This is a genomic window from Pedobacter glucosidilyticus DSM 23534, from assembly GCF_000425145.1.
Taxonomy (GTDB): domain Bacteria; phylum Bacteroidota; class Bacteroidia; order Sphingobacteriales; family Sphingobacteriaceae; genus Pseudopedobacter; species Pseudopedobacter glucosidilyticus.
This window is the reverse complement of record NZ_AULF01000010.1, coordinates 15,360-30,019: the sequence shown is the minus strand read 5'-3', so window position 1 is coordinate 30,019 and position 14,660 is coordinate 15,360. Positions and strand designations below refer to the sequence as shown.

Annotated in this window: 14 protein-coding genes; 7 read left to right on the top strand and 7 right to left on the bottom strand. The window is 32.5% G+C overall.

Annotated features, from left to right (window positions below; all coding sequences use genetic code 11):
- Positions 1–5 precede the first annotated feature (5 nt).
- Positions 6–545, bottom strand: a complete 540-nt coding sequence (locus tag H510_RS19465; protein WP_051291033.1) for a DUF4296 domain-containing protein — start codon at positions 543–545, stop codon at positions 6–8.
- Between the two features lie 39 nt (positions 546–584).
- On the opposite strand from H510_RS19465, the gene H510_RS0103605 reads away from it, so the two are divergent.
- The 6 genes from H510_RS0103605 to H510_RS0103580 all read left to right on the top strand — a co-directional run bounded on the left by H510_RS0103605 (position 585) and on the right by H510_RS0103580 (position 6,264).
- Complete coding sequence (locus H510_RS0103605) at positions 585–1,277, top strand: YggS family pyridoxal phosphate-dependent enzyme (protein ID WP_026903060.1); 693 nt, start codon at positions 585–587, stop codon at positions 1,275–1,277.
- Positions 1,274–1,732, top strand: coding sequence for a GNAT family N-acetyltransferase (locus H510_RS0103600; protein WP_026903059.1), 459 nt, complete (start codon positions 1,274–1,276; stop codon positions 1,730–1,732). The genes H510_RS0103605 and H510_RS0103600 overlap by 4 nt, the downstream gene beginning before the upstream one ends.
- Before the next feature lie 3 nt (positions 1,733–1,735).
- Positions 1,736–2,533, top strand: coding sequence for a DUF3298 and DUF4163 domain-containing protein (locus H510_RS0103595; protein ID WP_026903058.1), 798 nt, complete (start codon positions 1,736–1,738; stop codon positions 2,531–2,533).
- Complete coding sequence (locus H510_RS0103590) at positions 2,533–3,798, top strand: aspartate kinase (protein WP_026903057.1); 1,266 nt, start codon at positions 2,533–2,535, stop codon at positions 3,796–3,798. Before H510_RS0103595 ends, H510_RS0103590 begins: the two co-directional genes overlap by 1 nt.
- Positions 3,791–4,963 carry a class I SAM-dependent methyltransferase gene (locus tag H510_RS0103585; RefSeq protein ID WP_026903056.1) on the top strand — a complete coding sequence of 391 codons (1,173 nt, stop codon included), beginning with the start codon at positions 3,791–3,793 and terminating at the stop codon, positions 4,961–4,963. The genes H510_RS0103590 and H510_RS0103585 overlap by 8 nt, the downstream gene beginning before the upstream one ends.
- Positions 4,964–5,052: 89 nt before the next feature.
- Positions 5,053–6,264 carry an ROK family transcriptional regulator gene (locus tag H510_RS0103580; RefSeq protein WP_026903055.1) on the top strand — a complete coding sequence of 404 codons (1,212 nt, stop codon included), beginning with the start codon at positions 5,053–5,055 and terminating at the stop codon, positions 6,262–6,264.
- A 4-nt stretch (positions 6,265–6,268) separates the two neighbouring features.
- On the opposite strand, the gene H510_RS0103575 is transcribed toward H510_RS0103580, so the two are convergent.
- The 6 genes from H510_RS0103575 to H510_RS19460 form a co-directional block, all read right to left on the bottom strand.
- Positions 6,269–7,699: an L-serine ammonia-lyase gene (locus tag H510_RS0103575; RefSeq protein WP_026903054.1), complete on the bottom strand. Its 1,431-nt coding sequence runs from the start codon at positions 7,697–7,699 to the stop codon at positions 6,269–6,271.
- A 19-nt stretch (positions 7,700–7,718) separates the two neighbouring features.
- Positions 7,719–8,972, bottom strand: a complete 1,254-nt coding sequence (locus tag H510_RS0103570; RefSeq protein WP_051291032.1) for an MFS transporter — start codon at positions 8,970–8,972, stop codon at positions 7,719–7,721.
- Between the two features lie 159 nt (positions 8,973–9,131).
- Complete coding sequence (locus tag H510_RS0103565; RefSeq protein WP_026903052.1) at positions 9,132–10,364, bottom strand: purple acid phosphatase family protein; 1,233 nt, start codon at positions 10,362–10,364, stop codon at positions 9,132–9,134.
- A gap of 102 nt (positions 10,365–10,466) precedes the next feature.
- Positions 10,467–11,345 (bottom strand): Ppx/GppA phosphatase family protein, encoded by an 879-nt coding sequence (locus H510_RS0103560; RefSeq protein WP_026903051.1) that lies wholly within the window; start codon positions 11,343–11,345, stop codon positions 10,467–10,469.
- 2 nt (positions 11,346–11,347) lie between these two features.
- Positions 11,348–13,402, bottom strand: coding sequence for a polyphosphate kinase 1 (gene ppk1 / locus H510_RS0103555; protein WP_026903050.1), 2,055 nt, complete (start codon positions 13,400–13,402; stop codon positions 11,348–11,350).
- A gap of 122 nt (positions 13,403–13,524) precedes the next feature.
- Positions 13,525–14,097 (bottom strand): hypothetical protein, encoded by a 573-nt coding sequence (locus tag H510_RS19460; protein WP_051291031.1) that lies wholly within the window; start codon positions 14,095–14,097, stop codon positions 13,525–13,527.
- Positions 14,098–14,163: 66 nt separating this feature from the next.
- On the opposite strand from H510_RS19460, the gene H510_RS0103545 reads away from it, so the two are divergent.
- Positions 14,164–14,658: a YajQ family cyclic di-GMP-binding protein gene (locus H510_RS0103545; RefSeq protein ID WP_026903049.1), complete on the top strand. Its 495-nt coding sequence runs from the start codon at positions 14,164–14,166 to the stop codon at positions 14,656–14,658.
- The last annotated feature ends 2 nt before the right edge of the window (positions 14,659–14,660 follow it).

Here is a 14,660-nt window from a genome sequence, read left to right as displayed (position 1 = left end):
AACACCTATTTAATAGGCGTTTTTCTAACCCTAAGGCTATCTTGTGTTTGACGTTGTATTTCTTTAATCTCTTTACGGATAATTCCTTTATTCAAATCCACAGTTTTAGCAACAGAGTCTTTTTTAAGCTTATAAATTAAACTACTGCTAATAATTGTTTTGTTTAAACTATCAATAAATTTAAGCGGCAATCTTAAAGTTCTTAATTGTTCTTTATTGATGTTATCTTGCATTCTCAACAAACTATCCTCAACAACTTCATATATCTCTTTCATCTGCTCGGTATTTTTACCATAATATTTTAAGCTGGTACTAAACTTCGCAGAGTCTATTTTATGTTTCTTAAAAACATAGTTATAGCGGTCTTTAGCAAAGATTAATAAAGAATCCTGATTAAATCTAACATCCAAAGCAGCATCACTTAAGTGCATATCAGTCAATACATTAGCCATTTTATCTTCGGCTATCAAGTTATCAGGCTTATCATCATTGTTACAGGCTACTAAAAAAATAAGTAAACAAAACAAAGCCAACAATTTTTTCATTCGTATTTTTACCATTTAAAACGATAAAATTACGGATAAATGAGCATTACAGATAATTTATTAAAACTAAAAAAAGAGATAGAGCAAGAAGATGTAAAACTTATTGCCGTATCTAAGACTAAGCCGGTTGAAGATATCATGGAAGCTTATCATGCTGGGCAACGTTTATTCGGAGAAAACCACGTACAAGAATTAGTAGAGAAATATGAAGCCCTGCCAAAAGATATAGAATGGCATTTAATTGGCCATTTACAAACCAATAAAGTAAAATATATAGCACCTTTTATACACCTCATTCACTCGGTTGATAGCTTAAAACTATTACAAGAAATTAATAAGCAAGCAGCAAAAAACAATCGAGTTATCAATTGCTTATTACAGGTTTACATTGCCGATGAAGAAACTAAATACGGTTTAGGTTTTGATGAGGTGATAGATTTATTACGTTCTGATGAATTTGCAAGCTTACAAAACATAAAAATTGTTGGCTTAATGGGAATTGCAACTAATTCTGATAACGAGAAGCAAATAAAAGAAGAGTTTTACGAGCTTAAAACTTTATTTGATGGTGTTAAAACCTCCTATTTCAGAAAAGATGCAGACTTTAAAGAAATTTCTATGGGCATGTCTACCGATTATAAAATCGCAATAGAGCAAGGCTCTACCATGGTAAGAATTGGAAGTGATATTTTTGGTAAACGAGTAATTAAGCATTTTAAAAACGTAGAATGATAAGAGAAGCCTACAAAGCAGACTGCCAAAGAATGCTAGAATTGATTCATGAACTTGCCCTTTATGAAAAAGCACCTGATGAAGTTACCGTTACTCTAGAAGAATTTATAGATGCTGGTTTTGGAGAAAAGCCCGTTTGGAAAGCTTTTGTAGCAGAAATTGAGGGTAAAGTAGAAGGCTTTGCTTTGTTTTACATACGCTACTCTACCTGGAAAGGCTGCCGTTTATACTTAGAGGATTTTATAGTAACCGAGAAAATGCGTGGTAAAGGAATAGGCAAATTACTATTTGAGCGCACTATACAAGAAGCCAAAGAAAAAGGCTATAAGGGTATGGTTTGGCAAGTACTAGATTGGAACGAGCCTGCCTTAAATTTTTATCGCAAATATGAAGCTTATGTAGAAAGTGGCTGGCTTAATGCTTCCTTATCTAGCCAGCAAATACAAAAATTCTAACTTATGAAATATTATATTTTACTAGCTTTTTTTGCGCTTACATTTATTAGCTGCAATCAAAATAATCCAAAGCAGGCAAAACAAGAAGATGCTAAACAAATAGTTAAAGATGCCTTAGTTTACGAACTTATAAACTTTTATAAAACCACACCAAGCTGTAAAACAGATTCTTGCGAAGCTTATGTAAAAGCTGTTTACCCTGTTTTTAAAGTTGAGGCTTTAAATAAGTTTATCACTAATATCATCACCACGCTACCTTATAATGGCCAACCAACCCGTAATTTAAACTTAGCTGCAGATTCTTTTATTAACGATTATCTGAGGTTTAAAAAAGAGTTTCCTGATAGCCCAGCAGGCTACGCTTGGGATCAAAATTTTAGAATAGCTTATCAGGATAAAGATTTTATCAATTTTGCTTATCAAAGCTATATTTATACTGGTGGGGCACATGGTTTAGAAACCATTCAGTATTTCAATATTTCTAAAAAAGACTATCAAATTATACAACTAAAAGATATTTTTGATAAAGATGAAAAAGCGCAATTAAATACTATTGCCGAGCAAATTTTCAGAAAACAAGAAGGCTTAAAAGCTAATGATAACTTAGATAGCTATTTCTTTGACGACCAAAAATTTAGCCTTAATGAGAACTTTATCATCACAAACAAGGGATTAGAATTTTTGTATAACCCTTACGAGATTAAAGCTTATGCTTACGGCAGAACAATGCTTTTTATCCCTTATCAAGACATAAAAGAAATCATAAAAAAAGACAGTATTTTATCTAAATTCAAACCATAATGGAGGTATATAAATTTGGTGGCGCTTCTGTAAAAGACGCCGATGGCATTAAAAACTTAGGTTTTATTCTTCAAAAAAACCTCGATAAACAACTTTTAGTTGTTATTTCTGCCATGGGAAAAACTACCAATGCTTTAGAAAAACTTACCAAAAGCTATTTCGATAATAAAGATGATGTTTTTGATATTCTGGACGAGATTAAAGCTTATCATTTTGGTATTATAGACCAACTTTTTGAAGATAAAAATGCCAAAGTATTTGATGACATTAATAACACTTTCGTGGAGATAGAATGGGTAATAGAGGACAAACCGCAAGATGAGTTTAATTTCATTTATGACCAAATAGTTTCTGTTGGCGAGATCCTTTCAACCAAGATAGTAAGTCATTATTTAAACACTATCGGAATCAAAAACAAATGGCTTGATGCTCGTTCTTACATCCAAACAGATAATACTTACCGCGAAGCCAAAATTAACTGGGAAAAAACAGAAAAATTAATTGCTCAAGGCATCCCTCCTATTATTAAAGAGCAAATTGCTATTACACAAGGTTTTATCGGTAATACATCAGAAAATTTTACAACAACTTTAGGCCGAGAGGGGTCTGACTATACCGCGTCTATTTTCGCAAGTTGTTTAAATGCCAACCAAGTTACCGTTTGGAAAGATGTACCAGGTATTTTAAATGCCGACCCAAAATTATTTAATGATACTCAAAAACTGGCTGAATTATCTTATGCTGAGGCAATAGAAATGACATATTATGGCGCTACGGTTATTCATCCAAAAACTATAAAACCATTGCAAAATAAAGGTATTCCGCTATTTGTAAAACCTTTTATGCAACCAGAAGAAGCTGGCACCATCATTAAAGAAGCTGATATTTCTATTCAGATTCCTATTTTGATTGTGAAGCAAAACCAGTTGTTGATGAGTATCTCTACCAAAGACTTTTCTTTTATTACAGAGCATCATCTGAAAGATTTATTTGCAGCTTTTTCTAAAGTAAATATTAAAATTAATATGATGCAGGTATCGGCACTTAGTTTTTCTGCTTGTTTTGATGAGGATGAAACCAAGTTTAATCAGCTTATAAATTTACTTGAGGCAGATTTTAGCTATAAATACAACAATCATTTGCAACTGGTAACCATCAGACATGCTACAGAAGATAGTATAAAAACTTACGCACAAGCCAAGAATTTATTACTAGAACAAAGAAGTAGAACAACGGCACAGTTTATCCTAAAAAACGATGAATAAAGCGCTTTTAGATAAAGAAGTTCAGGATTACATTAGGCTTATCGCCGATGCTGACGTGAATAAAATTATCTTAAAAGGCTCTCCGTTTAAAAACATTGATGTAAAAGAAATTGCTAACCAAATACAAGGGAAGAAATCTACATTAAAAAAACTCCCCTTATGGGCAAATACTGATGGTATTATTTATCCACCAAAATTAAATTTAGAGCAATCTTCATCAGAAATAACAGCGCTTTATAAAAGTAAATTGGTTAAAAATGCCAAATTGGTTGATTTAACAGGTGGTTTTGGTGTAGATGATTTTTACTTTGCCAAAGAAGCTAAAGAGGTTGTACATTGCGAACTTAACCCACAACTATCTGCCCTAGCAAAACATAACAACCAATTGTTAGGCGCACAGAATATTGCTTATTATACTGGCGATAGCCATGAATATCTGCAAAAAATACAGCAAACTGATATTATTTATACAGATCCATCTAGAAGAGTAGAAAACTCGAAAGTGTTTTTATTGCAAGATTGCGAGCCAAACATTATCCAACATCTCGATTTTTATTTATCTAAAGCTTCAAAAATTATCTTAAAAGCAGCCCCTATTTTAGATATTTATGCAGCGGTGAAGGCGCTTAAATATGTAAGCGAAATACATGTTGTAAGTGTAAATAACGAGTGTAAAGAGCTTTTATTCGTCATTGAAAAGCAAGCATCGGCAACTAAAATTATTTGTGCTTTATTAAGTGCTGATCATCAAAATATCTTAGAATTTCCATATCTGGAAGAAGAAAACATCATCAGCGCAAGCTATAAAAACCCCGAAACCTATTTATACGAGCCTGATGCTGCCATTTTAAAAGCTGGTCTCTTTAAAAGTATTGCCCAAAAGTTTAATCTTAATAAACTACATCAACATTCGCATGTATATACTTCAACAGCATTAGAGCAAGATTTTCCTGGTCGTGTTTTAAAGATTAAAGCGTATTATGATTTAAAACAATTTTCTAGACAACAAATAGAAAAGGCAAATGTTATATGCAGAAATTTTCCGTTGAAACCAGAAGAAGTGAAGAAAAAGTTTAAGATAAAAGATGGTGGTGATACCTATTTGTATTGTACCACCATTTCTAATGGATTAAAGATTATGATAATTGCAGAAAGAATTATCTGAAATTATTTTACATTTGAAACAAATTAAATATCTATAAAACATTCAGACTTAAACACATCCTAAATTTTCATGATTTTTAAATTAAAAAAATGACATTTTTTGAAGAAATAAACAATGATAGCTTAGCAGGGGTAGCTCTTAAAAATATCAACATCAAAAAAGCAGTAATCTCATATTTTGCAAATACTGGAAACTCTACCATCGCAGATTTATGTAAAGAATTAGCTTTAAGTGCTCCAAAAGTTAATAATATTCTTAATGATTTACTTGCCGATGGCTTAGTTAAAGATTATGGAAAAGTAGAATCTACCGGAGGAAGAAAACCTAATATTTATGGTTTAGTAGCTGAATCGGCTTTTTTTATTGGAGTTGATGTTAAAAAAACTCACATCAATATAGGTTTATCAGATTTAAAAAAGAATATCATCAAATACACCGAGCATTTGCCTTATCAATTGGCAAATACTCAAGAGTCTTTGGATGAACTTTATGAATTGATTAGAAATTTCATCAAAAGCTTAAAAACTCCTAAAGATAAAATTTTAGGTATCGGTATTAATTTAAGCGGTAGAATTAATTATACCACAGGTAATAGCTACAACGCATTTCATTTTAATAAAAAGCCATTAAATAAAATTATGGAAAACAGTTTAGGCATTAAGGTTTTTTTAGAAAACGACTCTAATGCAATGGCTTTTGGAGAGTTTTCATCAGGTGTAGTAAATGGCGAAAAAAATGTATTGTTTTTAAATGTTGATTATGGTTTAGGACTTGGAATTATCATTAATAACCAACTCTATTACGGAAAATCTGGATTTGCTGGAGAATTTGGTCATATCCCGATGTTTAAAAATGAAGTTTTGTGTTATTGTGGTAAAAAAGGCTGTTTAGAGACAGAAGCGTCAGGAAATTATTTACTACGCATGTTTAAAGAAAAATTAGCTTCGGGTTTAGCCTCGTCTATCAATATAAATCCGAAGAATATACAATTGGAAGATATTATTAAAGCTGTTAACCAAGATGATACTTTGGCGATAGAAACGCTAGCCGATATGGCTGATAATTTAGGAAGAGGTATTGCATTACTTATCAATATCTTCAATCCAGAACTTATTGTTATTGGTGGTAGTTTGGCAGCAACTGGAGATTATTTAAGACTTCCTATCAGAAGTGCTATCAATAAATATTCTTTAAGTTTAGTAAATGTTGATACTAAAATTCAGATTTCACAACTAGGAGAAAAATCTGGTGTTGTAGGTGCTTGCTTATTATCAAGAAATCGTGTGTTTAACATTGCATAAAAGACTAGCAATCACTTAAACTTATTGGAATATTAACTGCCAAGCCACCTTCTGATGTTTCTTTGTATTTAGAATTCATATCTAAAGCCGTTTCCCACATGGTTTTAACTACACTGTCTAAAGAAACTTTTGCTTTTGATGGCTCACTTTGTAGTGCTAGTTGAGCAGCAGTGATAGCCTTTATTGCCCCCATCGTATTACGCTCAATACAAGGAACTTGAACTAAACCAGCAATTGGATCGCATGTAAGCCCTAGATGATGCTCCATAGCAATTTCTGCAGCCATTAAACATTGCTCTGGGCTGCCACCTAAAACTTCTGTTAAACCAGCTGCTGCCATTGCCGAGCTTACACCAATTTCTGCTTGGCAACCGCCCATAGCAGCAGATAAAGTTGCACCTTGTTTAAAAATACTTCCAATTTGTGCTGCAGTTAATAAAAATTGTATGATTTTACTGTTGTTTTGACCATTGCAAAAAACAATATAATACATTAAAACAGCCGGAATAACACCCGCAGAACCATTTGTTGGTGCTGTTACCACCCTGCCAAAAGAAGCATTTTCTTCGTTTACTGCTAAAGCAAAACAGCTAACCCAATTTAAAGTATACTGAAAACCATTACCATTTTCTTTAATGGCAGCCATCCAATCGTATTGGTTATGATACTTTTTGCCAGATAATAACCTTTTATTGATAGCGGCGGCTCTTCTGTTTACAAGCAATCCACCAGGTAAAATTCCTTCTTCATGGCCCCCTTTATAAATACAGTTTATCATCACCTGCCATATTTGAAGTAATTTTTCATCTATAACAAATTCTGTATTCCAGCATTTTTCATTCTCTAAAACTATACTGCTGATATTTTTAACCGCAGTTGTACAAGCGTGAAGTAAGTGAGCAGCGGTTTGTGTTTCGTATTTAGGTGCTATTGTCTTAGCCGAAGTTAAGGTTTCTTCTCCTTCTTTTTGGATAAAACCACCACCAACAGAATAATAAGTTTCTTGATAAACCTCGGCCGAGGCTAATACCACAATAAAAGTGAGGGCATTAGGATGATAAGGTAAGGATTCTTGCTTTAAAAACTCAATATCTTTAGCGTAATTAAAATCTATGAGCTGTTGCTGATGAAGATTTATTTTTTTATCCTTTTTGATGCTTTCTATAACCGGATTTATTTGGTTGATGTCCATCGTAACCGGATCAAAACCGCTTAAACCCAACATTAAAGCTATATCTGTACCATGCCCAATACCTGTTTTAGCTAGCGAACCATATAAAACAACATGAATAGTATTTACCTGATTAAGTTTGCCGTTTGCAAGTAAATCTTTTACAAAACGTTGCGCTGCCCTCCACGGACCAAGCGTGTGTGAACTTGAAGGACCAACACCTATTTTAAGAATATCAAAAACAGAAATTTGTTCGGCTAACATAGCAGGATAAATAAAAATTTTAGTCTTCTAAATAATCTAAATCTTTAGAAAAAGTTTCTTGCATTTTATTTAAAGCCCAAAAAGCTAATCCTAAACTTATTACCCCAACAATAATACCTGCGTGGATAAAAGTTCCGTTGAAAATCTTATTAAAAAACTGAAAAAGTAATGATAAAGGAACAACTGCACCTCTTACAAAATTGGGTACGGTAGTGGTTACTGTTGCTCTAATATTAGTACCAAACTGCTCTGCTGCGATAGTCATAAAAATAACCCAATAGCCTACAGAAAAACCTAGAAATAAGCATATTGCGTAGAAAGCAAATAAACTTATACCAGATAAAAAGAAATATGCCGCAACGCCTAATACTGATAAAAACAAATAAACATAAACCACTTTTAAGCGGCTTTTTAACCACTGACTTAACAAGCCGCTTGCAATATCGCCTAAAACTAAGCCCGCATAACAGCAAGCTACAGCTGCTCCAGCATTTACATTACCTTGAACGCCTAAAACCTTACCAAATTCTGGAGATAAGGTAATTAAAATTCCAACCACAAACCATAGTGGCACACCAATAACGATACATCTGAGATATTTAAAAAAGCGTTTTTTATTACTAAAAAGAGAGAAAAAATCACCTCTATTTACATGTTCTTGCTCTTTAGTTTTACCAAACATGCCAGACTCTGAAACACCTATTCTTAACAACAAAAGAGACAAGCCTAAACCACCACCAATAAAATAACAGGTGCGCCAATCAAAAATTTGTGAAACAAAATATGCTGCTACAGCGCCACTAACCCCCACAGCAGCCACTATAGTTGTGGCATAGCCTCTTTTTTCTTTAGAGATTAACTCGGCCACTAAAGTAATACCAGCTCCCAACTCGCCTGCCAAACCAACTCCAGCTATAAAACGCCAAACAGCATAAGCTTCTATCGAGTTTACAAAACCATTAGCGATGTTAGCCACCGAATACATAAAAATAGAACCAAACAACACAGAAAGTCTACCTTTTTTATCGCCAAGTATGCCCCAAAAAATACCCCCTAATAGCAAACCTATCATTTGAACGTTTAAAAGAAAGATGCCATTATCTGTTAAGGTTTGCCCAAAATAACCCATAGACTCTAAACTGGGTACCCTCACAATACTAAAAAGTAGTAAATCATAAACATCTACAAAGTAACCTAAAGAGGCTACAATTACAGCAGCACTTAAAAGACCTGCCTTGGGCTGAATATTTTGTTCTTGGCTAGAAGAAACCATATAGAAAGTTTAGAATAATTGGTTAAAAACTTTTGATTTATTTTATTTTGTTTGGCTAAATTAATAAATATTTTAAAAAGTTAAAGTTTAATTTATCCTAAAAAAGAAATGGCTTCACAATTTGTAAAGCCACCCTTTAGCATCAGGAAATGTGAGTCATTATTTCTTGTATTGGTAACTATCAAACTGAACACCATTTTCATTAATCATCCTGAACGATGCTTGATTGTTTTTTAATGTTACCGCAATAAAATGTCTAATACTTTGCGCTTCTTTTAAATACCATTCTTTTTTGGTTATTGGTCTTGTATTTACTCCCCATGCGCCATCGCCTATGTACACAATACCTTTACCGGTTTCATCAATTTTATTTTCAAAGATAGGATATGTTCTTTTATAAGTATGGTCATGATTTTCAAAAGCTACTCTTACACCATTTTTCTCAAACAGAGGAACAAAATGCTCTCTTATTTCTTTACTGTTACTCGCAGAAAATGCTCTGTTTGATGGATAAGCTGGTACATGGTAGAAAGGGAATATAAAATCTACTTTTTTGTTTCTAGTGGCTAAGGTTTGTGCTAACCACTGGGTTTGCTCGCCCTTAATCGGGTTAGAATGATCTGTATCTAAGGCAACTAATGAAAGGTAATTTTTAAAATCAAGAACATTATAGCCTCTTAAACCTGGGAAAGCAAAAAAAGTATAAAAGTAAGGAGCTATTTTCTTTCTCCACTCGTTGGTATCTTTAAAGTCTGGATGCTTTTTATAAGTTCCATCAACAACTTCATGGTTTCCGATACCTGCTACAATAGGAATAATCCTGTTATCTTTATCTATAAGCGTTTCTTGTACAGATTGAAACCATTGCTCCCATCTTCCCAAATTCTTTTCTAAGCCATTTGCGTAAGCTAAATCTCCACCTAAGACTATAAAATCTGGGTTTAGTGCCAATACAGCCTTATTGGTTCTATCCATGTGGGCTTTATCATGCATGGTATCGCCACCAGTTATAAAAGTGACGCCTTTTTTGGTATTTAGCGGCATAGTTCTAAACCTGTAAACGGTTTTATCAGTACCAAAAGTGAACTCGTAATTACCTGCTGCTGTAAGATTTTTTAAATAAAATCTAGTGATTTTCTTGGTAGAAAATGGAAAAGCAAAGCTTTCTCCTTGAAATTCGTTCCACGTTTTAGCTGTTGCTAGTTTATAATATAAAGTATTTTTACCTTGATAATCGCTTGATGTATGAATATCAATAACCATCGTAGATGTTGGATCATCAACCCAAGTAAGTAATAAGCCAGCAACTATCTTATTATCTTGAGCTTGTAATTTACAAGCAAAAATAAAGAAAGCTAAAAAGGTAAATACCTTTAGCAAATGTTTAATCATGTTGAGTGTTTTTGGTTTAATAGTTTGATTATCTGAAATTTTCCTCAGAATTTCAAATCTAAAAATACAAAGCCTAAATCTAATTAGCTAAATTAATCTCAACTACTTAAAATTTTTCTCTATTAATAGTTGAATAATTCCATCAACCATACCAACTCTGGGCACATAAATGTTTTTAATATTACCCCATTTCATCACCTTAAGAAAAATATCACAAGCTGGGATAATAACATCTGCCCTATCTTGATTTAAGCCCAAAACGTTGATTCTGTCTTTTAAAGAGTAAGAACTTAAATAATTTTCTAAGTTTTTAAGCTTCGTGAAAGATAAAGGAGCCCCTTCTTTTTCATCAGATAACTTAAATAATTTATTGATATTACCTCCTGTACCAATGCCTATAAGATCTCTTGTGTCTTTACAATTTTCTTTAATCCAGGTTTGCATATCTTGCCATTCTTCTTCTCTATCCTGATTATCCAAAATACGGATAGTACCTAGATTAAAAGATTTTGAGGCTTCCATTTGGCCGTGACTAAATACCGAAAGTTCTGTACTTCCGCCGCCAACATCTATATATAAATAGTTTTTCTTACGGTCTAACGTTTGTTCTATATGGCTGGCATAGATAATACTAGCTTCTTTTTGTCCGCCAATAACCTCTAAATTAAGGCCTATTTCTTCTTTTACTTTTGTTGCAAGTTCTTCACCATTTACCGCCTCACGCATGGCCGATGTTGCACAAGCCATGTAATCTTCAACTTTATAAACATCCATAAGATTCTTAAAAGCTAACATGGTTTTATATAAATCAATAGCTTTCTTTTCGGATATTTTTTTCTCTAGAAAAGCATCGTCACCTAACCTTAAAGGTACTCTTACTAAAGTGTTTTTTTTAAAAGAGATGGTTCCGTCGTTATCTATAATATCTGCTATAAGGAGTCTTACTGCGTTAGAACCAATATCAATTGCTGCGTATTTCAATTTTAGCTATGTTTTTGTTTTAAATAATTATATATCTCTATTTGAGAACGGTAAGGTTCTTTATGACCAGTTTTACGATATTTATTGTTGTTGAGATGATTGATTTCTCTGGCTTTGGTATTGTCTTTTAATTGTATATCTATAATATCTCTAATTTCCTGTTTGATAGTCTCATCATAAATAGGGAAACCAACTTCTACCCGATGATCTAAGTTTCTAGTCATTAAGTCGGCTGATAATAAAAAGACTTTTTCTTTCCCTCCATTTGCAAAAACCCATATCCTAGCATGTTCCAAATATTTATCTACAATAGATATCACTTCAATATTTTCGCTAAAACCTTTTCTTCCAGGAACCAAGCTACACATACCACGTACTATCAATGTAATTTTTACACCCGCATTGCTAGCTTCGTAAAGCTTTTTGATGGTTTGCTCATCAGCAAGCGAATTCATTTTTAAGATAATGTAAGCCTCTTTATTTTGTTTGGCAGTTTTAATTTCCTGATTAATGAGTGCGAATAATTTAGGTCGAGTTTCTAAAGGAGAAACTATTAAATGCTTATAATCTTTAGAAATTGCTTTTTTAGAAATGGCTATAAACAGTTTACTTAATTCATCCGTAATTTTAGGATTAGCAGTAAATAAGCTATGGTCACCATAAATACCAGCAGTTTTCTCATTAAAATTGCCTGTAGCTAAATTAGCATAATGTACTTTAACGCCTTTTTCTATACGGGTAACTAAACAAATTTTAGAATGCACTTTATAACCGGTGATACCATAGTTAACCATTACCCCCTCTTCTTCTAGTCTGTTTGTCCAATAAATATTGGCTTGCTCATCAAAACGGGCTTTAAGCTCAACCAAACAATTTACCTTTTTGCCATTACGTGATGCGTTGATAAGCGCATTAATTACTTTAGAATTTTCTGCCAAACGATATAAAGTGATATGTATCTCGGTAACTTTTGGATCTATGGCGGCTTCTCTTAAAAAGTGGATGATATAGTCAAAAGATTGATAAGGCAGACTGATAAGATAGTCTTTTTGTTTAATCAACTCGAATAAACCTTTAAAATAGCTTAAACCTTTTACCGGCAGCGGTGTCTCCTTTTTATATTCTAAATTATCTAAACCTACATTAGGAAAGCTTATAAAATCTTTAAAGTTGTGATACCTGTTACCGGGTATTAAACTTTCTGAGTTTAAATTTAATTTTGATACAATGGTTGATAGCATATCCATTGGCATGGCAGTATCATAAAGTAAACGCATTGGCTTACCTTTTTTGCGCTTTTGTAAGCTTTTAGATAATGCTTCTATAAATTTATCACTAACTGTTTTATCTAAATCCAATTCAGCATCACGGGTAACTTGAATAGAATATGCTTCAATTTCATCATAATCAAAAATGAAGAAAACATCATCTAAACAATACCTAATGATATCATCTACCAGAATAATAAATTTCAGATTGTTGGTTTCTGGTAAAATTAAAAATCTACTTATACCTTCAGGAAGCTCTATTAAAGCATATTTAATTTTAGATTTTTTATCTTTTTTGGATAGTTTTACTAAAAAATAAATAACCCTGTCTTTTAATTCTGGAAAAGGCTGTTTTTCATCTAAAATAATAGGCACAATAGCAGATAAAAGCTTATCTCTAAAAAACGATTTTACGAAAGCTCCCCGACTTACGTTTAATTGCTTATCATTAAGGATAAAAATTTTATTGTTAGAAAGTTCTTTGATAATCTCCTCGTACAAAAGATTAAACTTTCTTTCTTGTTTAATAACGATATTTTTAATTTGATTGAGGATTTTTTTAGGATTATAGCCTAATTCCTCTTTTACTTTGTCTACAACAGTTGTTAACCTATTTAAAGTAGCAACCCGTACGCGATAAAACTCATCCAAATTAGAGGAAAATATAGCTAAAAACTTTATGCGCTCTATCAAAGGGACAGTTTTATCTGCAGCTTCCTGCAAAACTCTATCATTAAAATATAGCCAACTAATTTCTCTATTTAAAATTGGAGGTTTACTATTTGTCATTATATACCACGAAATCCAAAGCTGCAAAATTTAATGTTAACTATGTGTTAAGTATAAACGCTGTTAGCCATTATTCAAAAACACGTAATACCTATCAAAATTGATGCAGCAATTTGCTTTATCTACTGTGTTTTCTTAGTTGATGATTTATTTACTTTTTTAACAGGTGCTTTGCTGGTTGTTTTTGGTGCCTCTGGCTTAGCTACAGTTACTGCTTTATCAACATCTTTTTTGGTTGGCAAAGCTTTTGGTGTAGGGGCTTTTTTAATTACTTTTTTAGCAGGAATAGTCGCTTTTGGAGCCTCAGTTTTAACATCATCTAAAACTACTTTAGCTGGATTTACAACCTCTTTTTTAATAATTTCTTCTATATCAGCAGCCTTGGTATTTACCTTTTTAACTGCTTTTGCAATTACTTTTTTTGCTTTTTGTGTTGATTTTAAGGTATTCACTTTTACTTCGGCCTTTTTAGTATCCGTTTTATTAACCTTTATATCTTTTACACTTTTAATTTTAGCCGCTAGTTTTTTAGCCAACAGCTTACTAGCCTTTTTTAATTCGGCACCTATATCCTCAGCGTCATGCCCCAAACTCACAATAAAATCTTTGAGCTTAGCTTTAAGGTTAATTTCTAAATCGCTTTTAAGCTGTTTTTTAACTTTTCTATTTACCCCTTTGGTTTTTGATGCTTTCATAATACTTTTTTATTGTTTTATTTAAATCTATCTTTAAAAACTCAATTAATCAAATTAAGTTTTTGTATGCCATCATTTGATATCGTAAGTAAACTAGATAGCCAAACATTAGATAACGCTATTAATAATGCCAAAAAAGAAATTTTAAATCGTTATGATTTTCATGATTCTAAAAGTTCTATAGAATTGGATAAAAAAACCAATGCGCTAACTGTGATAACAGAGAATGATATGCGTTTAAAAGCGATTATTGATTCTATCATTTCAAGAATGGTGAAGCAACATTTAGATCCTAATGCTTTAAACTTAGAAAAACCTCATTACAGCGTTTCTGGCAATATGATTAGAAAAGATATTGAGGTTAAAGAAGGTATTGATAAAGAAACGGCTAAAAAAATTGTAAAAAAAATTAAAGATTCTGGATTAAAAGTACAAGCTTCTATCATGGAAGACCAAGTAAGGGTACAAGGTAAGAAAATTGATGATTTACAAGCTGTGATACAACTTTGCAGAGGCGATAATTTTGGCCAGCCCCTACAATACATCAACATGAGAAACTAAGT

What these genes read in the sequence shown, in the direction of transcription:
- H510_RS0103570 (WP_051291032.1), bottom strand. Translation starts at nt 8,972, where the DNA reads ATGGTTTCTTCTAGCCAAGAACAAAATATTCAGCCCAAGGCAGGTCTT.
- H510_RS0103595 (WP_026903058.1), top strand. Translation starts at nt 1,736, where the DNA reads ATGAAATATTATATTTTACTAGCTTTTTTTGCGCTTACATTTATTAGC.
- ppk1 (WP_026903050.1), bottom strand. Translation starts at nt 13,402, where the DNA reads ATGACAAATAGTAAACCTCCAATTTTAAATAGAGAAATTAGTTGGCTA.
- H510_RS0103605 (WP_026903060.1), top strand. Translation starts at nt 585, where the DNA reads ATGAGCATTACAGATAATTTATTAAAACTAAAAAAAGAGATAGAGCAA.
- H510_RS0103545 (WP_026903049.1), top strand. Translation starts at nt 14,164, where the DNA reads ATGCCATCATTTGATATCGTAAGTAAACTAGATAGCCAAACATTAGAT.
- H510_RS0103600 (WP_026903059.1), top strand. Translation starts at nt 1,274, where the DNA reads ATGATAAGAGAAGCCTACAAAGCAGACTGCCAAAGAATGCTAGAATTG.
- H510_RS0103580 (WP_026903055.1), top strand. Translation starts at nt 5,053, where the DNA reads ATGACATTTTTTGAAGAAATAAACAATGATAGCTTAGCAGGGGTAGCT.
- H510_RS19465 (WP_051291033.1), bottom strand. Translation starts at nt 545, where the DNA reads ATGAAAAAATTGTTGGCTTTGTTTTGTTTACTTATTTTTTTAGTAGCC.
- H510_RS19460 (WP_051291031.1), bottom strand. Translation starts at nt 14,097, where the DNA reads ATGAAAGCATCAAAAACCAAAGGGGTAAATAGAAAAGTTAAAAAACAG.
- H510_RS0103565 (WP_026903052.1), bottom strand. Translation starts at nt 10,364, where the DNA reads ATGATTAAACATTTGCTAAAGGTATTTACCTTTTTAGCTTTCTTTATT.
- H510_RS0103590 (WP_026903057.1), top strand. Translation starts at nt 2,533, where the DNA reads ATGGAGGTATATAAATTTGGTGGCGCTTCTGTAAAAGACGCCGATGGC.
- H510_RS0103585 (WP_026903056.1), top strand. Translation starts at nt 3,791, where the DNA reads ATGAATAAAGCGCTTTTAGATAAAGAAGTTCAGGATTACATTAGGCTT.
- H510_RS0103575 (WP_026903054.1), bottom strand. Translation starts at nt 7,699, where the DNA reads ATGTTAGCCGAACAAATTTCTGTTTTTGATATTCTTAAAATAGGTGTT.